General features: G+C 66.7%; 12 protein-coding genes. 11 read left to right on the top strand and 1 reads right to left on the bottom strand.

All coding sequences use genetic code 11. The features are described 5' to 3' along the window. The first annotated feature begins 689 nt into the window (after positions 1–689). From ACFWP2_RS15615 to ACFWP2_RS15580, 8 genes are all read left to right on the top strand, one after another. Positions 690–1,082 (top strand): CU044_2847 family protein, encoded by a 393-nt coding sequence (locus ACFWP2_RS15615; RefSeq protein WP_380451267.1) that lies wholly within the window; start codon positions 690–692, stop codon positions 1,080–1,082. Next, positions 1,079–5,713, top strand: a complete 4,635-nt coding sequence (locus ACFWP2_RS15610) for a trypsin-like peptidase domain-containing protein (RefSeq protein WP_380451265.1) — start codon at positions 1,079–1,081, stop codon at positions 5,711–5,713. The genes ACFWP2_RS15615 and ACFWP2_RS15610 overlap by 4 nt, the downstream gene beginning before the upstream one ends. Positions 5,714–6,386: 673 nt before the next feature. Next, complete coding sequence (locus ACFWP2_RS15605) at positions 6,387–7,346, top strand: hypothetical protein (protein WP_380451263.1); 960 nt, start codon at positions 6,387–6,389, stop codon at positions 7,344–7,346. Between the two features lie 417 nt (positions 7,347–7,763). Beyond that, complete coding sequence (locus ACFWP2_RS15600; protein WP_380451260.1) at positions 7,764–9,353, top strand: TIGR02677 family protein; 1,590 nt, start codon at positions 7,764–7,766, stop codon at positions 9,351–9,353. Continuing rightward, positions 9,353–10,783 (top strand): DUF2398 family protein, encoded by a 1,431-nt coding sequence (locus ACFWP2_RS15595; RefSeq protein ID WP_380451258.1) that lies wholly within the window; start codon positions 9,353–9,355, stop codon positions 10,781–10,783. Before ACFWP2_RS15600 ends, ACFWP2_RS15595 begins: the two co-directional genes overlap by 1 nt. Next, complete coding sequence (locus ACFWP2_RS15590) at positions 10,780–15,087, top strand: TIGR02680 family protein (RefSeq protein WP_380451256.1); 4,308 nt, start codon at positions 10,780–10,782, stop codon at positions 15,085–15,087. Before ACFWP2_RS15595 ends, ACFWP2_RS15590 begins: the two co-directional genes overlap by 4 nt. Then, positions 15,084–16,349 (top strand): TIGR02679 family protein, encoded by a 1,266-nt coding sequence (locus ACFWP2_RS15585; protein WP_380451254.1) that lies wholly within the window; start codon positions 15,084–15,086, stop codon positions 16,347–16,349. Before ACFWP2_RS15590 ends, ACFWP2_RS15585 begins: the two co-directional genes overlap by 4 nt. A 122-nt stretch (positions 16,350–16,471) precedes the next feature. Beyond that, a complete protein-coding gene (locus ACFWP2_RS15580) occupies positions 16,472–20,635 on the top strand; it encodes a hypothetical protein (protein WP_380451252.1) in 4,164 nt (1,387 codons plus the stop codon). Positions 20,636–20,953: 318 nt separating this feature from the next. Here the strand turns inward: ACFWP2_RS15580 and ACFWP2_RS15575 are convergent, their stop codons facing one another. Continuing rightward, complete coding sequence (locus ACFWP2_RS15575; RefSeq protein ID WP_380451444.1) at positions 20,954–21,748, bottom strand: exodeoxyribonuclease III; 795 nt, start codon at positions 21,746–21,748, stop codon at positions 20,954–20,956. Between the two features lie 340 nt (positions 21,749–22,088). Here ACFWP2_RS15575 and ACFWP2_RS15570 point away from each other — a divergent pair, with 340 nt between their 5' ends. The 3 genes from ACFWP2_RS15570 to ACFWP2_RS15560 all read left to right on the top strand — a co-directional run bounded on the left by ACFWP2_RS15570 (position 22,089) and on the right by ACFWP2_RS15560 (position 23,649). After that, entirely contained in the window at positions 22,089–22,880 is a 792-nt protein-coding gene (locus ACFWP2_RS15570; protein WP_380451250.1) for a GntR family transcriptional regulator, read from the top strand. Between the two features lie 113 nt (positions 22,881–22,993). After that, entirely contained in the window at positions 22,994–23,404 is a 411-nt protein-coding gene (locus ACFWP2_RS15565; protein WP_380451248.1) for a hypothetical protein, read from the top strand. After that, the gene (locus ACFWP2_RS15560) at positions 23,401–23,649 is read left to right on the top strand and encodes a hypothetical protein (protein WP_380451246.1); all 249 of its coding nucleotides are present in this window, start codon (positions 23,401–23,403) and stop codon (positions 23,647–23,649) included. The genes ACFWP2_RS15565 and ACFWP2_RS15560 overlap by 4 nt, the downstream gene beginning before the upstream one ends. Positions 23,650–23,660 lie beyond the last annotated feature (11 nt).

The raw sequence follows: 23,660 nt of genomic DNA, 5'->3' as shown, positions 1-23,660 counted from the left end.
CGCGCTGTTCCTTCTGCCGGGTTGTCGGTTGTACCGGTTGCGCGCCAGGAGCGATATCGGTGGTCGACGTAGTGGCAGCCGGGACAGCATGCAGCGTGGTGACGGTGGCAGGCGGCTGCGGACGGGCGAGGCGGGGTGCCTCCGCATGGGCAGAGCTGACGACACCGTTGACGAGGTCGCCATCCTGTTCCCCAGGGCACCTCCGCGTGCGTGGGCCCGACATGTGGCCGGACCATGAGGAGAGGAAGCGGAAGCTGATCGAGGAGGGTCAGTTCGTACGGCGTCACAGTGACGCCCAGCCTCGGATTGCCAAGACCTCCGTGTTCGGGAGCCCCTCAAGCGGCCTCGGTCATGGGCGATGGTCATAGGCACACGGTCCAAGGAGGGGAAGGACGAGTGTGGAGGCTGGCTGAGCCCACTGAGGAGGTCGGGCTCCACCGCGGCCCTGGCGCGGCAACGGCAGAAGAGGGTCCTGGTACGAGGCTGCAGAACTGCCCTCTGTAGTAGGCGAGGGATTTGATGAACGCCGCCGAGCCGGCGATCCCGCGAGGTAGCCGTTTGCCGTAGTTGGGTGATTCGACGGGGCTGGGCGAGCTGAGGCGGTACCCTCAGCTGAGCTTGAGGCTCCTGGGGCAGTCGCACACAGCTGCTCATATCATGGCGAATGCGGGGGGACCGTGTCTGATTTCGTGGAGTTCAACTTCCCGGACGGTACTGACGTCTTGGTCGAGGTGTGGCCTACCGAGCATGCGACGGCTGCTGCCGATGCGCTCCACCAGATGCCTGGCAGCTCGGCGATCGAGCCGGTGGGGATCGGTGCGCGTGTCGTGCAACATGCAGGCCAGAGCCTGAATGACGCCTTTGCCCCACTGGTTCCAGTCCTCAGGAGCTTGCACGACCAGGTCACGCGGCTTCCGCAGGCACCTGAAGAGCTGACCGTCGAGTTCGGGATCAAGCTCACGGCCGGGCTGAAGCTCGCGATCATCAGTGGTGGCGAGGCCAGCTTCAACGTCTCGGCAACCTGGCGCTTGAACAGCACAAGTGTGAGCGAAGTCGGTGGTCCCGAGGCAGTATCTGAGTGAGCCGGAGCGCTGGAACGGTGTATCCACCGACAGCGGATGAACCGATTCGTTCCGCGTTTGCCTCGGTGCTGCAGCCCGATGGACGGGTAGTCGGCGGCGGAGTCCTTGTGGCGTCTGCCGAGCCGGGGCAGGTGGAGATTCTTACATGCGCACATGTGGTCAACCTTGCATTGGGGCGCGGCCAGTTCGCTGCCGAAGAGCCCAACGAGGCAGACACGGTGACGGTGGCCTTCCCTGTGGCCCCTGGCGTCCGGGCACGAGCACGCGTCAGCGGCTGGTGGCCGGCACGCTCGCTAGGCGGCGCCGGGAGCAGACTCCGTAGCACTGACCAGCGGTGGCGCGGAGATATTGCCCTGCTGCGCGTAGCTGACGTGCTTTCACTTCCAGGTCGACCTATCACACTCGCCGCCCCGCAGCTTGGGAAGGAGGCCTGGACATGGTTCGGGAGCGGTGAACCCACAACGATCGTGTCCACACGGGTTACCGGAGTGGCCGATGAGTGGCTGGTGCTGGGCGGGTCGGCGACCGGTCATGCTGTGCAGCCCGGCTACAGCGGAAGTCCGTTGTGGGACCGCGAGCGCCAGGTCGTCATCGGCATGCTCGTCAGTGCGCATCACGTCCTGCCCTACACCAAGCTGAATAGCGCCGATCCGGCTCGGCAGAGCTACGCGATCCGGGCAGATGCGATCGCGGAGCACTGTCTCGGATCGTCCCGAGGTCAGTCTGAAGCCCAGTCGTCTGACGTACAGGCACTGCTACAGGCCCAGCGCAGCGCCGCCCGGGCGTTTCCCTATCGGGCGGTGGGACTTCACCGCCAGGATCCTGCCACCGTCTATGTGCGTCAGCAGGTCTCGACATCGCTCGTCGCCGGAGGTGCCATGGCCTCTCACCCAGACACCAATGTCGCAGCACCAGACCTAGAAGCCCTGAAGCCCAAGACCGTAGAGGCGGCACTGGCTGCACACCGCCACGTCCTGCTCATCGGGGAGGCCGGTTCCGGGAAGTCCAGCCTCACCCTGCAGCTTGCGACCCGGCAGCTGCTTCTAACCGGCGGGCGGAGCGACATCACGCTTCTGCCCGTCCGTGTTCTGGCCCGGGATTTGGCGGCTCGCCCGCGCACTCGGCTGATGACCGCCGTCGCAGACGCGGTTCGCGTGAGCCTGGCCCGCTTCTTGCCCCACTGCTTGGATCCGGGCCTGTTGGAGTCTCAGGCACCCGGAAGTCGATGGCTCATCATTATCGACGGGCTCGACGAGGTGACAGACCCGTTGGAGCGCAACGAGCTCACCCAGCGGCTGATGGTGTTCATGGAGCAGTCTCGCGACTACCACCTACTGGTGACGACACGTCCCCTGCCAATGGCTGAACGCCGGGCGTGGGAGAGGGACAAGGACCTCACCCAATACACGATTGAGCCCTTTCGCCATGACCAGCGTGCCGAGTTCGCTAAGGCGTGGTTCGCCCAGGATGAGGGTCTCGCCCACCGGTTCCTTGCTGAACTGGGGGAGGCGCGATTCGCGGAAGTTGCCTCTATTCCACTGCTGATCACCGTTGCTGCCATCGTCTTCGAAGAAGACCCGGAACACCCACTGCCCGCAAGCCGGTTCGACCTGTACGAGCGTTACTTCTCCTACTTATACGACTCGCGGGCCCGGCAACTGATGGATGATATTCGTGCGCGCCTGGCAGGCTGGCCGCAGGCGGAGAGTATCGCGCAGGCCCTCATCGAAGCACGTGTGAATCTCATCGAGTATCTCGCGCCTCATGCATTGCATACCCGGTCCCTGCTGGCCACTGCTCTGGACTGGCTTCGCCGCGAAGGCATCGCGCCTCAGCCACTGCCGCCCGACTGGTCGGCTGTCGTCGCTTCCGTACTGACCTCCACCGGGCTGCTCGCACACGACGGCGATGGATTGCGCTTCACCCACCACACCTTCGCCGAGCACATCTGTGATCTCTTGGATGCCCGGCGCCTTCCGTCTCGCTTCGATCCCGACGAGGCGGCGTGGTGGCGAGTCCTGCGGCTCGCCTGTGCCCCCGGTGGCGCAGCGCATCAACGAACCATTCTTCACCGTGCCTTGCTCAACAAAGAGGCCGAGGAACTCCTCGACTGGCTCCTGGCCGGCAACGATCTCGCCCGAATCCTGGCCGTCAAGTTGCTGTCGAACGGTGTGCCAGCAGCTCGAGGGCAGCACGCCGCGCTTGCTCGAACCCTCGACTACTGGCTCTGGCGCGCTACACACGACCGGCAGTTTCATGATCACGCCATTGCCGTGCTCGATCTGCTCCGTGCGGTATCCCGCCCCGTCGAGCGAGTCTTGCACACCGTCATCGACGACGTTGCAGCACCGGAGCCACTTCGCATCGCCGCCTCACGAACCCTCCTACGGTGCGGCGAGCCGCACCGGTCACACGCTTTGAAGGTGCTGCAACGCCTCCTTGCTGACCCCGGTGTCTCCGGTGGGCGCCGACTCGAGGCCGCCCGACTGCTGCTGGATTCAGGACAACCAGAGATGGCGCAAGACGGCCTGATGGGCCTTGCCGGAGGCGGTACATCTGTCCATCCCTTCCACCGTCAGTGGGCGGGGGACATGCTGGCCGGCGAAGTTGCTCAGGCTATGCCCCTGGAACTGCGGCCTGTCCAGCCTGGCGACATGCAGGGTCATTCGTTTTCGATGGTGGTCGATCCACTCAACCTGGACAACCACCCCGAAGAGCGCAGTGGCTTCAGCCCGGCCGGATGGCCTAATCCGATTACGCATCGTTGTTCGTCGCCGGGGCTGGAGTCGGTTGCAGACAGGCAGCAGGACTCAGAGGTGCCAGGGGGCATCGGAAGTTTCCTCTCTTTGGATAGTCGAGCACGTGCCGAGGACGTGGTTGATGCGGTGGCTGAGGTACTGGTCAACGCGATTGCGAACGGGCTACGAGGCCACGGCGAATCCCGAGTTACGGGAGGCCGAGGCGTTCAGTACTGGCCGCTGGTCGCGGCCTGGCTTTCCAATCACCGACCAGCCGCTGGATCTCGACTCGCAGATCACATTCAGCAACTGCTGGAAAGAACACCGGCCCTCACCTCGTTGGTAACCCCCAACACAGCGCCGCTCAGCAGGACGAAGCGGCTCCTACTGGCGGCGCTTCTGGCCCACGGAGACGCCGTGCACCAGCGGGCAAGCCTCGCGTTGTTGACGCCCGAAATGACCGCCTGGGACTTCGTGGCTGTCACCGCCGTGCTAGGTACGCTCGCATCAAGGTCCACCGAGATGCGCGGCCAAGTTACGGAGCGGGTCTGCCTTATCGCGTTGGACCTCAAACTGCCCAATACCGCCCGTACCGCGATCGTCCAGGCGCTCCGCCTCCTTGATCTCGATGCTGCAGTCCATTTCCTCACCCGACGCCGCACCGCCGACCCTTACATCGTGGTCTCCACCCTTCTGGGGCTGGGCGGGGAATTCCGGGCTGATGCCGTCAGCTACCTGGACAGCCGAGCCGCAATAGGCCTCACCAATATTGCGAGTAGTTGGTGCCAGGCGGTCGACGAGCTGATCCGCACGACTGTTGCCGCTGACCGTGATGAAGCACTCCGTCTGCTCAAGAGAGCTGCTATTCGCTCCCGAAACCCCGCGGAGCGGCTGACGATGGCGATCGCTCTTGCCAGTCATGACCCTGAGTCAGCTATTGCACATGCCAGCGAAATCGCGCAAGGCCCTGGCACCGCGGGGATCGACAAGATGAATGCCGCACTGCTCCTGAGCACATTGGAGGGCTCGGATGCTCAGGCGGCACTGCACGTCCTAGATGCTGTGCGCGGGGCAGTGCAACCACTGGAACTCGCCGCGCTGGCCGCAGATCTCGCGCATATGGACCCGACCGTGCGCGACGTGGCGGATACGATCCTCCGGGCACAGTTGGTGAGTGGTGATCTCGATCTGATTGCGCGAGAGAGGGTCTTGCAGGAGTTGGCGGACCTCGGACCGCGTGCTCGCGCCGGTCTGGCCGATGACATCGGTGCCCTGTCCGGCCGGGCGGTACTGAGATGGCCTGAGTGGTTTGGCACACTCGAAGGCGTCGCGCTCTGGGGGCCGGATCTGCATGAAGCCGCGCAATCCGCGCTCGTTGACCATGCGTTGTCGCCTGGTGACAGCGACCGTATCGCCGCGGTCAGGCGAATCGGCACCCTGGAGTGGCGAGGCGCCGGCGTTCGTGCTTCAGACATCCTGACTGCTCTCGCCGAGTCCAACGTCGAGACCCCGGCTATTCGTGCGCTTGCCGCCCGAAAGCTCACGGCCTATGACGACCAGTGTCGACTGACTGCCCGACATGTCCTGGGCATGCTGACAACTAGGCAGGAGCTGCCCGCGCTCCTGGCGATCCAGCTATGCATGGAGCTGGCCCTGGCAGGTGAGCATGCGCAGGCACTCACCCGCCTTTCGGGGCTGGCGTTGGACCACACGCTGCCGGACGCCCATCGTTCTGAAGCAGCCAGGCTCATGCTGATGATCGACACAGCCTGCGGCGGCATCACCGTCGCCACGCTGACCAACATGGCGGCAGACGCGACGCTGTCCTCCGACACCCGGCAATGGGTCGCGGACGCGCCGTTGATCATCCGGCGTCACCCGCAGACACCTTAGCGACCAGCAGAGCCCACCAGTTGATCGAACCACCACGAGCTCGATAGGCGATCCCTCCGATCACACCGCGAGGGTTCGATGGCGTATGGGAGTGCGATGTACACCTTGCAGTAGTCTTCGCTGCCGCGGTTCGGGCCGTTCTGGAGGGCCTGAGCGTCGCTGTGGTCGAGGCTGGCCGTGACGGGTCCATTTACGGACGCTTGGCCTGGTGGATAGTCAGGCCAGTCTGCGACTCCCGGCCACTCAAAGCTACCCTCGTCGGGCTCATACCTGTGCCTACGCGCCGACCTCATTCCGCAGATGTGGAAGGCAAGGCACGGCCGACGCGGCCGCACGGCTGCGCCCTGCCCGATGTCGACGTGAAGGCAGGCCATGTGCGGTCTGAAGTTCCACGAGGCACTCCCCGAGCGCCTGGCCATGGCCACACTCGCTACCAGGCTCGCGAACCTCGATCCGGCGACGAGCGTATTGTCCGAGCCGGTCAGGTTCACGCTCAGAGCAGGGTTAGAACCTCGGCCTGCCCGGTGGCGAACTCGGTAGCTGGTAGATCGAACAGCTGGTCTCCACGCGATCTTAATCCTCCGACGGCAACCGAGGAATGCTCCCGGAGCTTGGCGGGGCCAGAGCGCAGCTGAACACGCTTCTCCAGATTAGGCCGTGCAGCACGTCGGTCGTGCAGAAACTGGATTCATCGATCGCCACTGCGATGAAGGGACACGACATGGCCGAAAATGTCACCAGCTTCGAGCCGCGAGCCTCCGAGGGCCGTACGAGCTCGAAGGAGCCGCAGGTCTGCGAGCGGGCCGATGTGCTGCGCGCACACGACGCCTGGGCCCTGCCGCTCGAGGTCCTCCTTGACCTTCTCAACGCCACAGCTCGCGAAGCGGAGATGCCGTACAACGCGCTCGGCGCGATGCTCGGCGATCCGTCGAGAGGCCTGCGCATCTACGTGCGACCCGGTCAGACGGACCAGGACCTCTCGCGACTCATCCGCAAGCTCATCGGGTACTACCTCGGGAAGCCCGGCACCGGCATGTGTGCCGCGCCGGCGTTCGAGTCCGACGGCGAGTTCGAAATCCTCAGCGTCCCCAGAAAGCGCGAAGGCACAGTGGCTGACGCGGTTGCCCACGCTGACCGGCACACTGCAGCGGACATCGAGGCGCTCTACGAGGAGAGCCGCTGGGCCCCGCTGCGTGGCTGGCGCACCGACGAGGAGGTGATCGACGAGTTGAAGGCGATCGTCGTTGATCGCCACCATGGTCTGGCCGAGGAGCTGCCCTCGGATGCGCCCGCATTGCCCGAGGGCATCGGCGCCGCGGTCGCCTTCGGCTACGACAAGGACGGCGAGAGCCGTCCGCTCGTCTACGTCGACCCCAGCTTGCCGAGCGGGCTGCGTGCCGATCTGTGGGGCTTCTGTGTCGCGCTCGCCTCTGGAAGCGACCTGGGTGGCGCCGAGCCGAACGTGGACGGCATCTTCTTCGTCGGGACTCAGCGCTCGCCCGTGATCGGACCCGGGGCCGGACTGCTCGCAGCCCTGACGCTGCAGAGGCTGGGTCGGCGTCCGGGAGACTGCGGGTTCCAGCTCGTGAGCGAACCGGTGATGTCGTCGGAGCAGCTGCCGGATGCCGCGTGACGACAGCCGTAGCCTGAGTGCCGGGCCGCAGGTCGCCGACGCTCCGCGGGGAAAAGGGCACCCGTCAGCCCGTCACCGGCACCCTTCTTCGTGTCGTCCCCAGGCGATCTTCCCTTCTTCGCGCAGCCGCCCCCGTCGTGGCCTGCGGCCCGTGCGTGAAGTTGGCTGGCCAGCCTGCCGGTTGGGTGAACTCCCGGCGCACTGCCGGTGCCAGCGGTTACGGTACGGATCATGCGCGGGCTCGGGACGGGGAGATGCGAGCGGAGAGTGTGAGCATCGAGCGGCGGGCGGAGCCAGCTCTCGCATCGAGCGCCACCCGGATTCTTCCGGTTGCTGATGGCCTGACCGGGCCGTGAATGTCACTGGGGCATGCCACCGTTGAGCGGGATGCCGACGAGGGAAGGGGAAGTGGCCTGGATGGCAGAACACGAGGGCCCGAGCGACACGGCGCCGACATCATTCGACCTCGACTCGCTCGCGGTGGGAGACCGGCTCAGACTCTTCAACTTCACCCAACGCGACGATTCGACGGCCTACTTGTGGGTCTTGAGGGCAATGAACGTCCTGCGTGCGGTTCACCAGGTACAGGTTCACACTGCTGATGTGGCCCGAGCGCTGACCGAACTCGGCGAGACGCACGCCGATGTGCCGGCCCCCGATGATCTGAATCTGCGGAACATGCTGGATGTTCTCTCGGGTGAGCAGGACCGGGGACGGGAAGGCGGCAAGGTTCTTCACCGGGTCGAGGATGCGTCCCGCGCTGGAACGCTTGCCGCGTACCGCAACCGGCAGTCGGTCTACCAGTTCACGGAGATCGGGTACCGGGCCTACACGGCGGTGGAGGCCGTGATCGGGGCCCGAGTGGAGGACGCGAACCTTTCGCGGCTCGTCTTCGCCGACATCCTCGCGGACCTGACGGCCCTGGCGACGGCGAACCGCAGCGCGGACCGCGAGGAGATCTACCGGAAGCTCTCCCGACTAGACGCGGTCCTGGAGGACATGACCCAACGTTCAGCCCGGTTCTACCTCACGCTGAACGACGTGGCCCGCACCACCGACATCTCGCCTGAGACGTTCCTGTGCCACAAGCACACCCTGCTCGCACATATGAGCGACTTTTCGGCGGAGCTCGAGCGCTACACCCCCCGCCTGCTCGACGCGGTCCGCGAGGTCGAGGACAGCGGCATCGAAACGATGCTCGACCGCGTTGCCGACGTCGACGGGCGGCCCATGATGAGCGTGGCTGCCCGCAGGGAAGACTGGCGACGACGCTGGACGGGGCTTCGCCAGTGGTTCGTCGCCGAGTATCCCGCTGAACCGAAGGCCGTCCAGCTGCAGGGCGCTACCCGCGACGCGATCTCCGGCGTCATCGCCCTCCTGCGGCAGGTCACCGAATCCCGGCGCACTGGCGTCAGCCGCACCACCCAGCTCCGCCACCTGGCGGCCTGGGTCGCCGGAGCGCCGGACCAGCAGGCGGCGAACGCGCTGATGGCTGCGGCGTTCGACCTGCGCGACGTGCGTCACCTGGCCGGCGCCCACGACGATGACGAGCAGATCTCCAGCCGCTCGACCTGGTGGGACGCTCCCGGCGTCGAGATCAGTGTCAGCCTGTTCAAGCACGGCAAACGCCCCGCCCCCGGCGGGCCGCAACCGGTGCGCACCAGCCGAGGAATTCGCGCACCGCTGCGGCAGAAGCATCTGCAGAGCCGAGCCGCAGAGAGAGCCGCCGCGAGCGGACTGCTCGAGCACGGCACCCACGACAGGATCCTGGACGAAGCAGAGACCCGGGCGGTACTGAAGCTGCTCACCCGCGCCCTGGAGAGCCGCACCGTGGTCGCCGGCCGCCTGCGTCCATCCACCGGAACCAGCGACGTCATGACGCTGCGCCTGATCCCCGACCAAAGAGGCAGCCAACTGCGGACCGTCAACGGAACCCTGCACCTTCCCGGGTTCCACCTGGAGATCACCTCGGCTCGCCGAAGCGCCCGCACCAGGGAGCCCAGCTGATGACAACACACCGTGTCGCCGCGACCGTCGAGACGGCCCAGCTCGGCTCCTACCAGCAGGCAGCGCGCCTGATGCTGCGGTACAGCTTCGTCACCGACAGCTATCCACGGAAGGGCGCACTGGCCTCCGTACTTCCCTGGGCCGACGAGCTGGCGAAGGACTTCCGCTCCCTGCTGGGCTACACCCTGCACACCACCTCCTACCACGCCCGGCTGACCCGCCGCCTCGACAGCCTCGACGGCAGCCAGGACTTCACCGCGGCCGGCAGCAGCAAACGGCCCTTCGACCGGCGCCGCCTCGCCTACCTCTGCCTGGTCCTCGCCTGCCTGAACCACTCACGCATCGAGATCAACCTCGCAGACCTCGTGCGGGAACTCACCCAGTATGCCAACACCATCGAGCACCTGGGCTTCGACCCCACCGTCCCGGGACACAAGGACGCCGTTGTCGACGTCATCGACTGGCTCGTCCACCGCGGAGCCCTGCGCCTGTCCGACGGCTCCACCCAGCACTGGGCCCGGGACCACGAACGCGGCGACGCGCTCTACGACATCGACCAAAGCCTGTGCGCGGCGCTGTTCAAGCCCGGAAAGCCCCTTCAGCACCTCACCAGCGTGGCCGGCCTCCTCGAATCCGCGCCGACCGGTACCGGCCGCGATGCCCGCCGCCGCTACACCGCCCAGCGCGCCCGCCGTGCCGTCATCGAGCACCCGGTGGTCTACTACGCCGACACCGACCCCGAGACGGCCAGCGCATTGCGCCAGCCCGCGCTGGTGGAAGACCTCACGCGGTTCACCGGCCTGAAGATCGAACGCCGTGCCGAAGGCGTCATGCTGGTCGACACCACCGGACACTTCACCGACAAGCGATTCCCCGGACGCGGCGGCGCGATCAACCGCACCGCCGGCCTGCTCCTTGCCAAAGTCGCCGACCTGCAAGAAGACCCCACCCAAGCGGGCAGGCTCAGTCGGCTTCCCGCGCCCGACCCCATCGACGAACACCACACCCTCATCGCCCACATCGACGTCGCCCTGCCCCACACAGCCACTCTGAGCGCCCTGGCCGACGAATCGCCCGCCCCCGGACAGCACCCACCCGTGGCCGTGTACGTCGACGACCCGCAGCCGCCACACCCGCCGGCGACCGCGACTCTCGTCGAACAGGCCCGGCTGGAGGAAATGATCACCGAACTCTACGAGGAGTTCGGGTCGTCCTCCTTCACCAGTAAATGGCAGGCCGACCCCGCCGGCCTCCTGGATGAAGCGATCACTCTTCTCGCGGACCTGCGCCTGGTCCACCGCGTCCCCGGCGGAATCCTCATCCGCCCCGCCGCCGGCCGCTACCGCAACATCACCGCAGCCCTCCCCAGCCCGAGCGTCGACGGCCAGTTCGCCTTCGACTTCAGCGCACCCGAGGACGTCACCCGATGACCACTCCCAACGCCGTCGACACCACCATCCGCTTCAAGCCGTCCCGCGCCGGCATCATCGGCCTGTGGGACTACGACGACGAGGAGTTCGTCTTCGCCGACGGCCGCCTGGTGCTGCGCGGCCACAACGGATCCGGCAAGACCAAAGCCCTCGAAGTCCTCTTTCCCCTTGTCCTCGACGGCAGCATCGACGCCCGCCGCCTCGACCCGTTCAGCGGCGAAGAACGCACCATGAAGTCCAACCTGCTCTACCGCGGCCAGGAGTCCAACTTCGGCTACGTGTGGATGGAATTCACCCGCTCGACCCCCGAGGGCCGACTCCTTGAGGCTGTCACCATCGGCATCGGCCTCCTCGCCCACAAGGCGAAAGAGCGCCCCGGTCGTGTCTTCTTCGTCACCGACGGCCGCGTCGGCGTCGACTTCGGCCTCCTGACCGCCGACTCCCGCCCGCTGCGCAAGACGGAGCTGGAGAAGCTCATCGGGAAGGAGGCACTCCACGCCACCAGCACCGCCTACCGTGACGCCGTCGACGGTCGCCTGTTCGGGCTCGGCCGCGAACGCTACGCCCAGCTCGTCAACTTGCTTCTGCAGCTGCGCCGCCCGCTGCTCGCCAAAGACCTGGACCCCGACAAGCTTTCTGCCACCCTCACTGCCGGCCTGCGCCCGCTCGATGAACACCTGATCAAGCAGGCCGCTGGTGACTTCGAGAACCTCTCCGAGATCCAGAACGTCCTCGACGCACTGATCGGCGCAGACACAGCCGTCCAGGACTTCCTGCGCGAGTACACCGCCTACATGCGTGTTCACGCGCGTCACCGAGTCGACCAGGTCGCCGAGCGGCTCCGGGCCACGGCGGGGCACTGCCAGAAGATCACCGACGCCGCCCAACAGCGACGAGACGCCACCGCGGCCCTGGCCAAGGCCCAGGCCGAACGGAACATGGCAGCGGAGAAGGCGAAGAAGACACAGGCTCAACTGGACGGCCTCAAGAACCACGAAGCGATCAAGGGCGAGCGGGACCTCGACGAGCTGCGCGCCCGCGTCAGCGCGGAAGACCGCGCCATTCAGGAGACCGAGACCAACCTCACAGGGGCCCAGAAGCATGTAGCCAAGCTCGAAGAGGAAGCCGAACGGTTCGCCGAAAGGCTGACCACAGCGGAGAAGACCGCCGGCCGGCACGTCACCGCGCTGCTTGAACACGCCCGTCACGCGGGCATCCCGATTGACGACGACCCGCTCGATCTGGCCGAGGACGTCAGGACCCAAGCCGCCGCCCGAGCCACCACCCGGCGTCACGACATCGGAGTCGTCCAGGGCCACCTGAGCCGCTACCAGGACGCGGCCAGCGCGCAAAAGACCGCCCAAGACGCCCTCGACAAGGCCGAGGCCGAGGTTGCCGAGTGCGAACTCGAAAGCGACGCAGCAGCCCGAGCACTGGCCAACACGCGAACGCAGGCAGCCGCCGAGCTGGCAGCATTCATCAACCGCTGGATGGGCGCCGACCCGCACGCCGTACTCGGACCGGAGGACACCGCTCTGCTCACCCGGGCCCTGGCAACGGCCGACGAGCCCGGCGCAACTTCCCTGCAGGAGGTCTTTCACAACGCCACTGACGAGCGCCGCACCCAGGCCCGCCGACACCAGGATGCACTCCAACTCCGGTACGACGAGACCGATACCACGCTGGAGGCTACACGGGCCGAACGTGCAAGCGTGGCCGCGCAACGCGACGATGCCCCGCCGCCCAGCGACCTGCGCCCCGCCGACCGAACCGACCGCCCCGGCGCGCCGCTGTGGCAGCTCGTCCGCTTCGCCGACCACCTGAGCCCCGAGCACACAGCCGCGCTCGAAGGAGCCCTGTACGGCGCGGGCCTGCTCACGGCATGGGTACACCCGCACCCCAGCGCCACACGCCAGGCCGTCGCCGACCAGGAGGCCGACGGCTTCCTGTACCCGCTTCCCCCCGAACAGCGCCCTTCCGGCCGCACCCTCGCCGACGTCCTCGTCCCCGAGGAGCAGGAACATGTCGAGGCGCAGGCCATCAGCGCCGTCCTCGCCTCCATCGCCCTCACCGACGACCTCGCCATGTCGAACCCGAGCACCCACCACGACTCGGCCGCAACCGTCAGCACCCGCGGCCAGTTCTCCCTCGGGGTCCACCGCGGCGCCCACCCCAAGCACCAGCCCGAGTACATCGGAGCGACAGCACGCGCCGCCCGCCGCCGCGAGCGGATCAACGCCTACGACGCCGCCATCGCCGGCCTCGAAAGCACCCTGAAGACCTTGACCGCCGACCTCCAGCACGCGGCCGGAAACCTCGCGGCCTTCGCAACCGCCCGCGCCCAACTGCCGAGCACCACCAGCATCGTCACCGCAGCCCAACAGGTGGTCATCGCCGCCAACAAGGCGACCGACGCCCGAATCCGGCTCACCACCGCCAGCAAGGCACTCGACAACGCCATCGCGGAAGCCCACGAGCGCAAGCGCCAACTCCACAAGAGCGCAGCAGCCCTGAAGCTTCCCCCCGACACCGAAGGCCTCAAGGCCGTGGACCTCGCCCTCCGCGACCTCACCACCGCCGCAGCCGCCCTGGAGACAACCAGGAGCACCATCACAGACCTGCGCAAAGACCTCACCGACCGACGCAACACCGTCGACGAACAGACCGCCACCTGCCAGGAACAGGCCGAGGCGCTGGAAGAACGACGTATCGACCACACGGCGCTCGCCGAGCGCCTCCGGAAACAGGAAGAGACCCTCGGCGCACCGCTGCGCCGGATCCACGAAGAGATCAACACCCTGAAGCGGCAGCTCGAGGACGCTCAGAACGCCTACCGACAAGCCGACAAGGACCACTCAGCCCAGCAGCTCGCACTCGCCGGCGCCGACAAGGCCCTCCAGTACCTCCACGAGGCCCTCGCCACGGCCCTCGCCGAACAACTGCGCACGGCAGCCGCCCTCCAGCCGTACAGCAGGCCCGACCTGCTCCGCGTCCTGGGCGCGACTACCAACAGCAACTGGACACCCATCGAGCTGTGGCCGACAGCCGATCAGGCCGCAGAGGATCTTATGGTGCGGCTCACCGCCCCGAGCACCGACCTCACCCCCGAAGCCGGAGCCCGCGGCGCCCTCCCCGATGCCACGTGCGCCCTTTATGACGCCCTCGACGAGGCCACCCGCGGCCGGACAGCCACCGACAGCGCCCTCAAGAGCACCGCCAGCAAACTGTCCACTGCCCTCAGCACACTCGAGAGCGCCCTGGCATCCTCCGGCCAGGGATACCACTTCGAATGGGAACCCGACGGCGACATCATCCTCGCCCGCGTCCGCGACAACGACGGTCCCGCGCCCGTCGTTGACTTCGCCGTCCGCCTGGCCGAGCAAGTGGCAGACCAGAAGGTACTCCTGGAAGAACGTGAGCGAACCGTGCTTGAGGACACCCTCCTCACCGGCCTCGCCCAACAAGTCCACTCCCGGACCATCGAAGCACGCGACCTCGTCAGGGACATGGACGCCGACACCCGGGCCAAACCCATGTCCTCCGGAACCAGGGTCGGAATCCGCTGGGTCCAGTCGGACAACCTGACCGACTCCCAGCGCGCCGTCAACAAGCTCCTCGAGAAGGACGCCAGGGCACTGGGGCCCGCAGGGCTCGCCGAACTCCGCTCCCACCTGCGCAACCAGATCCGGGCCGCACAAGCCCGCGACCGCCGCAAGACCTACCAGCAGATCATCTCCCAGGTCCTCGACTACCGATCCTGGCGCCGGTTCGAGCTGCTCCTGTCCCGCCCCGGAGGAAAGGAAGAGAAGCTCACCCGCTCCAAGCACAGCCAAATGTCCGGCGGTGAGAAGTCCGCCTCCATTCACCTGCCGCTCTTCGCCGCCGCCAACGCCCAGTACGGCTCAGCCCACCCCACATGCCCGCGCCTGATCGCGCTGGACGAGGCATTCGCCGGAATCGACGAGCGCTACCGCCCCGACCTCCTCGCCCTGACCGTCAAGTTCGACCTCGACCTCTTCATGACCGGCCACGACCTGTGGATCACCTACCCGTCTGTCCCGCGCATCTCGCACTACGACATGCTCCACGACGAAGCCACCCACACCGTCTCCGCCATGCTCATGCTCTGGGACGGCGAACAGATCCACGACGACCTCGGCTACCCGGGCTCCGACGAACTGGCAGCAGACATCCTCGGGTTCGCACCTCGCCGCCACGCGCCCGTCAGTGACGGCCTCCTCACCGACATCAACCCCGACACCGACCTCGACGACCTCACCGAAGGACAAGACGACGAGGAATGATGACACCGGCAGACCCGCAGGACCTCTACGGCGGCCCCGAGTACCAGCGGCTGCTGGCGGCAGCGCGCCGCTCTCTCGAACGCACCGGTGGTCGGCTCGACGGCTCGGTGAGCATCACAGCCCCCACCGAAGCCGAACGCGAGGCACTGATCGGCATCACGGGCAGCTACCGGCCACCGGGCATCGCCCGAATCACGGTGAAGCTCGCCGACCTCGAAGCGGCCATCCACGCTGCCACCGGCGCCCCACTGGCAGCCCTCCTCAGCCGGTTCGGAGGACCGCTCGTCGATCGCCCGGGACAGAAGCAAGCACAGGGTCGGGCGCGATCAGAACTGGCCGCCGCCGCCGAAGCCAGCCCGCTCCACGAACAGCACTCGTGGTACCGAAGCTGGCTCACCGTGATCACAGCAGACGGCACCCTCACCAGCCTCGTCAACAAGAACGACGGCGCCGCGCTGACCCGCGCCATCCGCGTCCTCGAGCACCTTCACACGCGCCCAGGCAACGCGCCACCGCTCATGCTCCCAGTCCTTGCCGAAGCAACCACCGGTGACACCAAAGCCCTCAACCACGGCAGCGGTGCTCTCCCGACCCTGGTGCTCCGCGCCCTGGCTATCGCGAAGGACACCACCCTCGCGAGCGGCGCCGAGGCGCGCCGCGACCTCTGGGACGCCTTCGACGTGATCGTTGACGACCTCGCCAGCCGTGTTCTGGTGCTCAACCTGCCCGCTGACGGCGAAGGCCTGGGCGAATGGCTCACGGGCGCGGCCCGCCACGGCACACCCTTCCATATCTCCCTCCATCAGCTCGTCACCCTGCCGATCTCCGTCAACCAGCCGATCGTCTACGCATGCGAGAACCCCGCCGTCCTACGACGGGCCGCCGGAGAAATCGGCCCGAAGAGCCCACCGTTGGTCTGCACCGAAGGCCGACCCTCAACCGCCTTCCACCGCCTTGCCCGCGCTATCAGCAAAGGCGGGGCAACGCTCCGCTACCACGGTGACTTCGACTGGCCCGGCATCGACATGACCAACCAGCTCATCACGCGTTACAGGGCCCACCCTTGGCGCATGAACGCCGATGACTACCTGGCCGGCACCAATGCTGCTGGCGATGACCACATCCCGCTCAGTGGCAAGCCGTATCCAACTCCCTGGGATCCATGGCTCACCGAAGCCATGCAACGCACCAATCAAGCCGTCTACGAAGAGGCGGTCGCAGATACCCTGCTTGACGACCTGGCCAGAACACTCTCCCGGTGACAACACATCTCCCGGCCGCACCCCATGAAGGCGACGCCGACGCGCTGCTGCACCACATGCACGATACTGCCGGGAGCTTGGCTGATAAGGCATGATGAACCGATCGTGTCTCCAGGGGGCTCGTGGACATCGTACGAAACGAAATCAGTGGCGGGACATTCAACGGTCCTGTCATTCAGGCCGGTTCCGTCCAGATCGTCAGCAGACGACCCGCGCGGTCTGGCTACATGCACCAGGTGGCGAATCATGCTGCGCCCGTATTGCTCGATCGAGAGGGTGAGCTGGCCTCGATGGCAGCCTTCGCCACGGTGCCGCATCTAGGGCCGCACGATGTCACGGGTGCGTACTGGCGATGGCTTGCGGCCCCCTGGGCTGGCAAGACTGCGTTGATGGCACAGTTCGTACTGAACCCTCCATCCGGCGTGGATGTGGTGTCGTTCTTTGTGACCTCCCGGCATGCCCGCCAGAACGATCGCAATGCCTTCTGTGAAGTGGTTCACCGTCAGCTGTACGCGCTGTTGGGCGAGGAGGAGCCGCCAGTCTCCGACTACACACGGGACGAGCAACTGCTGCTCGCGCTCGACCGCGCCGCCCAGCAGTGCTCGGCCCGCGGCCGGCGGCTGCTTCTGGTCGTCGACGGCCTGGATGAGGACCGAGGGGTGCTCTCCGGGCCTGACAGCCTCAGCATTGCTTCACTGCTGCCTCGGGTGCCTGCGCACGGGATGCGTGTTCTTGTCGCCGGTAGGCCCCACCCGCCGACTCCTGACGATGTGCCGATGGGGCATGCACTTCGCAGTGCTGCGATCGACCGATGGCTTAACCCGTCTCCCCACGCAGAGGCTGTGCGACGCGAGGCGGAGGACGGCCTGCTGCACTTGCTGAACGGGGGAGGGCTGGGCCGTGACCTGGTTGGGCTGGTCGCAGCCTCAGGCGGTGGACTCACCGTACTCGACCTGGCCGATCTCGCCAGTAGCCGTCCCCGGCTGGTCGAACGTGAACTGGGTTCGGTCAGCGGGCGTGTCTTCCGCTCTCAATCGCCTTTCTGGGCATCGACGTCAACGAGTGTGCCGGATACTGTGATCTACCTGCTCGCACATGAGGAGATCCAACAGGCAGCCCTCAACCTTCTAACCCATGCAGAATTGAGTGAGTACCGGAAGCGGCTGCACAACTGGGCTGACAGTTACCGCGAATCCAGATGGCCCGAGCGCACTCCTGAGTATTTGCTGCGTGGTTACACGCAACTCCTACGTGACCAGCGGGACATCACACGAATATCGGCACTGGCCTGCGATCCCCATCGGCATGAGTGCCTATGGCAGCTGACGGGTTCAGACCTTGATGCTCTCACCGAGATCGCGTCCACCTTTGAGCTTCACCTCGCCTGTGATGACCACCAGGATGTGGACGTTCAACGTGCGCTGATCCTTTCGATCCGGCGCGCCGAGCTCGTCGCCTGCAACAACCGCTTCTCGGACGAGCTCATTGCGCTCTGGGCGCAGCTTGGACATGCTCGGCAAGCTGTGGGCTTGGCTTGCTCTCGGCAGGACCCGGTGGCCGCACTCCGAGCACTGACTGGGGTGGTGCAGATGCTGGCGGGTAAAGGGAGGCTGGAGCAGGCGGCCGAGGTCGTGGTCGAAGCCCGGGAGCTCGCCTCAACGATCACCATTTCACACTGGCTGGGTGAAGCCCAGGGGAATGTCGTACTGATGATGGCGACCGCGCAGATGTTTGACAAAGCAACCGAGGTCGCCGAGGCCATCGACGACCACTCCTGGCGGTCCCGAGCTCTCATCTGGACGGCTGAATGGTTGGCACGCTCAGGCGACTACTCAGGCGCCGTAAGCCTGGCGCGGCGCGATGTGTATCAGGCTGGTGCTCTGGTGCCTGTCATCGCGGCCATCGCCGACCACGGTGGCGAAGAATACGCCTACGATCTGGCTCGTACTCTTGAAGGTGACTATCGAGCTATTGCCCTCGCCTCGCTAGCAGTTACTGTGAGTCGATCCGAGTCGGGCGAGCGAGCGCTGAAATTGGTGAACGAAGCGCTGGATTCAGTCCGGGAGGATTGGGCGCGAGATGATGTCGCTATGGCGTTCGCTCATGTCGGGAAGGTTGATCGCGCCGTCGAGCTAGCTCGTAGCCTATCGGAGCCCGATCGGCGGATGATGGCGCTCGCCTCGGTGGCTGCCGTTCTGGCTCAGGCGGGTGATCATGTTAGTGCCCGGATACTTGCGATGGAGTCTTCTGGCCTTGCAGATCGTGTGACTGCCGATAACCTGCGCTATCAGGGGCTTGTCGTAGCCGCACAGGCCCTTGTGCTCATTGGAGAAACCGACACTGCAGTTGGCCTTCTCGAGGGTGTCTCTAACGGGCACTCCCCGGAAGAGGGCTTGGTGGCGCTGGTTGCGGCCATGGCGAGCGCTGGCCGGTTGAACGATGCTTTGGCGCTGGCCGAGGAGATCACCGATGTGCGCAGCCGCGGTGAGGCGCTGGCACAGATCGCCTGTGTCATCGCTGATCGCGGGGACCACGCCCAGGCCGAGGAGCTTGCCCGCACAGCATCTGCACTGACTCGAACGGGGAGCATCGACGGAATAGCCGATCTGGCTGTGACGCTGGCCACGGTGAGAGAACCCGGGTTGGCAGCTAGCTTTGCTGGCAGACTAGTGAGTCCTGACAGTCTGGCCGAGACCCTGAGGCTGGTTGTCGGCGAGGCCTCTGCCGCTGGTGAGTTTCGTGAGGCTGCTCGAATCGCCCGTACGGTCGCTGATTCAGAGGAGCAGGAACGTGCGCTGGCGCTGGCGGCTGGTGCTGCCACACGTGCCGGCGAACTGTCCCTGGCGGCCGAGCTTATCGAGGAGATACTCGCCTTCGAACAGGCTCATGAGGCCCAGGGCTTCTATCCCAACGACTACCGTGACAGAGCCGTCATTACTCTGGCTGAGGCATTCGCGGAGGCTGGCCGCTCGCAGGAGGCTATTCGCGTAGCCCATCATGGCGCTGGGGAGAGGACCCGAACTGAGGCTCTGGCTCGTGTTGCTGCAGCGATGGCCCGGGCCGGCGAGGTCGAATTTGCCGGGCTCCTCGCATATAGCATCGCCGAATCAGCCTGGCCCGGACCTGCACTGGCCGCAGTCGCGCTGCCGCTCTCGCGGGCTGGCCTGCACTCGAGAGCCCTCGCTGTTCTTTGTGCCACTCCTTCGCTCGACGGGCGTGCTAAGGCGTTTGAGGTGCTCGCGAAGTCCCTTGTCCAGGCAGGAGACCATCGTGTTGTTGCCGCGCTCGAGGCTCCGGTGAAGGAGCTGGCGGACATCGTCACTATTCCGCAGTGGCAAGACCAGGCCCTGGCCAGGCGTGTTTCAAAGCTGGTGCTCGACCGCCGGAATCAGCTCGCTGTGGCGCTCAGCGGGCGCATCGTTGACCCCGTCATTCGTACTGCCGTTATGTCGGCTGTGGCCGAGGCCGCAGGTACTGCGCCAGGCGAGAAGGGACCTGAGGATCCCGAACATGTCGCTGTCGAGTGCGCCTTCCTGGTCGAGCGGCTCACCGATTCGCATGAACATGACCGAAAGGTATCTGCGGTTGTGGGGGCGCTGGCGTGGACCGGGGCTTATGAACGTGCCATGGACCTCGCGTCCGGCATCTCGCCGCAATACATACGAGGCGATGCACTGACTGTCATCGCTGAGGCCCTGGCCGCAGGAGGCGAATACGATCGCGCCGGCGAAGTCGCGAAGACGATTGGTGATCGGCTACAACGAGACCATGCCCTGGCAGCAGTGATCATGTTGGCGGCGAGTGCGTCGCAATACCAAATCGCAGCTGGCCTGGCTGCCACAGTGGACGCCTTCGACCACCAGACATGGGCCTTCGCGATCGCAGCACAAGCTGCAGTCAAGGAAAGGGCTTATGGGGATGCCGAGAAAATCGCGGATGCTATTAGTGCTCCCGCCCACAAGGTAAGGGCCCTGGGGTCGCTCGCCGCTGCCGCCGCCCAGGAAGGGCGGTCCACGCTCGCGAGTAACCTTACTGATAAGGCCAGCGGACTTGCGCGTTCCGAAGGGCAAGTAGCCAGCATGGCCAGCCTTGCCGAGAGCTGGGGCTCCACCGCAGTTGGTCGCCGATTCGCCATTGAGGCATTGAGTAGAGGCTCTTGGCGTGACTGCCTTGAAGCCGTTCGCTGTACGGCTCCTGCGGCGCTCAAACCTGTGGCGCAGCAGATTCTGTCGGATGATGGAGTGTCTGATCTTGCTATCGCCAAGAAGAAGATCGATCGTGAATGATGTGGTGATTGAAGCAGTCACAATTCCCCGTTGGCGTATGCTCGTTGGCGAGGGGATGCCAATGGGGACTTCGGGAAGCGAACTCGGCTGACCGTGTTGGTGCCACAAGGTCTTCACGCCCGCCAGTAGTTGTGACGTGCATGGTGGGAAGGGGCGAAACGAGGTTGGACTCGTACGCGCGGGGATTGCTCCCCGTTGGGCCCTCCGGCAGCGACGCGGCCCCGCGCGCCCAAGGGCTGGCCCTTTGCCCGAGTCGTTACGGTCGAGATGTCTGGGCAGAGCTCCCAGTTTCCTTAGAGCCCTGCCCATTGAGAGCTGTCAGAACTGGTGGTCGAACACCACGGTCACCGGTGCGTGGTCGGACCACCGTTCGGCGTGGGTGGCGGCGCGTTCGACGTAGGCCTCGACGCACTTCTCGGCGAGGTTTCCAGTAGCGACGATGAGGTCGATGCGCCAGCCGGAGTCGTTGTCGAAGGCGCGGCCGCGGTAGGACCACCAGGTGTAGGGGCCGGTGCGGTCGGGGTGGAGGGCGCGGACGACGTCGACGTAGCCGGCCTCGTCGTAGACGCGGGAGAGCCAGGCGCGCTCTTCGGGGAGGAAGCCGGCGGCCTTCTGGTTGCCCTTCCAGTTCTTGAGGTCCTCGGGGCGGTGGGCGATGTTCCAGTCGCCGCAGACGACGACCTCGCGCCCTTCGGCGGCGGCGCGGGCGCGCAGGGCGGTGAGGTGGACGAGGAATTCCGCCATGAAGCGTTCCTTCTCGTCCTGGCGCTCGGTGCCGACCTCACCGGAGGGGAGGTAGAGGCTGGCGACGGTCAGGCCGGGGAGGTCGATCTCGACGTACCGGCCCGCACCGTCGAATTCCTCCGAGCCGAAGCCGATCGCCGTGCGCTGCGGCTCCTGGCGGGAGAGGATGGCGACGCCGGCCCGGCCCTTGGTGGCGGAGGGGGCCCAGACCGCGTGCCAGCCGTCCAGGTCGCGCAGTTCGACGGGCAACTGCTCGGGTTCGGAGCGCACCTCCTGCAGGCAGACCACGTCGGCCTCGGTGCCGGCCAGCCACTCGACGAGGCCCTTCTTGGCCGCTGCCCGGATTCCGTTCACGTTCACACTCGTCACCACGATCACCCGAGCAGCCTACCGACTGGACGTTCCCGGCCGGAATCGTGACGCGCGGGCCGGGCGGCCGGCTCCGGGGGATGCGGGGGTGGAGGTGGATGGTGACAGCGGCTGACAGGACCTGTCGTGAACGCGGCATGAAGATGTGCGGCAGCCCCATCAAGCCCCGCCATTGGTCTTGACCATCTTCGGACGCAGCGCCTAGGGTCACTTACTGCAAGGACCTTTAATAAAGAAGGACGGATAAAGGCCCGCTCTCCCACCTGCCGCGACAGCGGGCAGTGGGCCCGGGATCCGCCCTCCTTGTCGCAGGGCGGACAGCATCAGGGTGGAGGACGCGGTGGGGACGACAGGACAGCTTTCTGCGGTGCCGGAGCCGAAGTACTGGCACCTGCGCACGGTGCTGCTGCGGGCCATCGACTCGGAGTTCTCCACCGGTCAGGTGCTACCCAACGAGCGCGAGCTCTCGGCCCGCTTCGGCGTCGCCCGGGCCACGCTGCGGCAGGCGCTCGACCAGCTGGAGCTGGAGGGCCGTCTGGTGCGTCGCCGGGGGATCGGCACCCTGATCGCCGCCCCGCGGGTCGGCGTCCCGGTCAGCCGGCAGGACGAGGGCTGGCCCGGCGCCGCGCGCAGCCAGTCCTGGCGGACGCTCGACTGCACCACCGCCCCCGCCTCCGCGCAGCTGGCGAAGGGCCTGGGCATCGCCGAGGGCGCCACCGTGCACACGGTGCGCCGGGTCCGCCTGGTGGAGGGCCGCCCGGTGGCCACCGAGTCGCTGCACGTCCCGGCCGCCACTCTGCCGCACCTGCCGGGCTTTCGCGCCGAGAGCGACCGCGCCCGTTCGGTGCTGCGCCAGCTGGAGCGCCTGGAGGTGGACGGCGAGTCCCGCTCGGTCGAGCTGGGTGTCGCCGAGGCCGAGCAGGCCGCCCTGCTGGAGCGCCCGCCCGGCGCCCCGGTCCTGGTCATGACCACCCAGTACGCCGCGGCCGGCCGGCTGGTGGCGCTGGCCGTCTCCACCTACCGGGCGGACACCTGCAAGCTGACCTTCGGCGAGGCCGGACTCGTCGAGGTCACCCCGGTCGCCCCGGCCGGCGCGGTCGGCGCCCCGGCCGAGGTCCGTACCGCCTCCTGAACCACTTTCCGATCACCCTCAGGTCGAGGCCCGGACGCCAACTGGCGTCCGGGCCTTTGCCGTTGGCGGCGTAGCATGGGCGGCTCCGGCAGTGTGAGGGGGCGGGGGCGGTTGTGAGCCTGGTCGTGGAGCTGTGGGCGAGGTCGGAGATACCGGAGTACGGCGCGCTGTACCGGGCGGACGGAACGGCGCGGGAGGTGTTCATCGACGGGCCCGCCTCGCTGCGCCTGGAGCTGGGCGAGCCGTTCGAGGCCGAGGAACCCGAGTACGCGCACCGGATCACGGTGGACGGCGAGGCCGAACTGCCGGACGGGCGGGGCTACGTCTGCTGCGGCAGCGGGGCCCTGGGCGACGAGGGCTTCTTCGCCCGGCTCGACGGGGAGCGCAGGCTGCTGTGGGTGCTGACGTCGACGGAGGGCAACCCGTTCCTCCGGGTGTCCGTCGACTGGCCGTCGGCGCACTTCGTCAACGACTGGGGCACCGTCCTCACCCTCGATCTGACCGACCCGGACTACGCGTCGTGACGGCGGAGCGGTTCCGTGACCGGCCGGTCGAGGTGATCGAGTCGGAGGGGTCCGACCCGGACACCTGGGTGTGGGAGTTCCGCGACGGGCACCTCGACACCCGTGGCCCGGTGCTCGCGGTCGTCGTACCCGAGGGCGGGCCCTGGGAGGAGGCCGTGCTGAGCGTCCGTCCGGACGTCGACGCGCTGCCGGTCGACTTCGTCCGCTGGGCGCTCGACGTCGCGGAGCGACGCCTGCGGGGGTAGGGACGACTGCG

Source organism: Kitasatospora sp. NPDC058444, assembly GCF_042721415.1.
In the GTDB taxonomy this organism is placed as follows: domain Bacteria; phylum Actinomycetota; class Actinomycetes; order Streptomycetales; family Streptomycetaceae; genus Kitasatospora.
This window is presented reverse-complemented; position numbering and strand designations above follow the sequence as displayed.

Excerpts from the sequence above, each read along its gene's own strand:
- ACFWP2_RS15600 (WP_380451260.1), top strand. The coding sequence starts at position 7,764 with ATGGCAGAACACGAGGGCCCGAGCGACACGGCGCCGACATCATTCGAC.
- ACFWP2_RS15595 (WP_380451258.1), top strand. The coding sequence starts at position 9,353 with ATGACAACACACCGTGTCGCCGCGACCGTCGAGACGGCCCAGCTCGGC.
- ACFWP2_RS15590 (WP_380451256.1), top strand. The coding sequence starts at position 10,780 with ATGACCACTCCCAACGCCGTCGACACCACCATCCGCTTCAAGCCGTCC.
- ACFWP2_RS15585 (WP_380451254.1), top strand. The coding sequence starts at position 15,084 with ATGATGACACCGGCAGACCCGCAGGACCTCTACGGCGGCCCCGAGTAC.